The sequence below is a fragment of the Vibrio sp. 10N.222.52.C3 genome (assembly GCF_041474195.1).
GTDB classification, from domain to species: Bacteria; Pseudomonadota; Gammaproteobacteria; order Enterobacterales; family Vibrionaceae; genus Vibrio; species Vibrio crassostreae_C.
Genome location: NZ_JBFRTQ010000216.1, coordinates 1 through 520 on the forward strand (window position 1 = coordinate 1; position 520 = coordinate 520).

General features: G+C 46.2%; 1 protein-coding gene. It reads left to right on the forward strand.

What is annotated here, in order from left to right:
• Positions 1–520: hypothetical protein (locus tag AB4517_RS22330; RefSeq protein ID WP_133154769.1), on the forward strand; the 520-nt coding region annotated here is incomplete at both ends.

Consider the following 520-nt stretch of genomic DNA (forward strand, 5'->3'; position numbering starts at 1 on the left):
CTATTACAGAAATCACAGGTGCTGCTAACACAACGACCTATCAAGGTACGACGACAAGTGGAACGCCAATCTTCACGTTGGCATTAGGTGATGATGGCTCCTATACCTTTACATTGTTAGGTCCTCTGAACCATCCAACAAGCCCGAACTCCAATACCTTAACGATTCCATTCGATGTCGTTGCCGTTGATGGTGATGGCGATGATTCTAATCAGTATGTATTGCCAATCGAGGTGCTCGATGATGTGCCTGTTATGACGGCGCCGACCGGTGAAACCGTTGTCGATGAAGACGATCTTACTGGCATTGGTTCAGATCAATCTGAAGACACAATTATCAACGGACTGTTCACGGTCGATGAAGGCGCCGATGGTGTTGTGAAGTATGAGTTGGTCGATGAAGATTTGGTTCTGACTGGCTTAACCTCTGATGGAGAAAGTTTAGAGTGGCAAGCTGTTTCACAAAGCGGCACAACATTTACTTACGTTGCTCAAACAGCAACGAGTAATGAAGCGGTGTT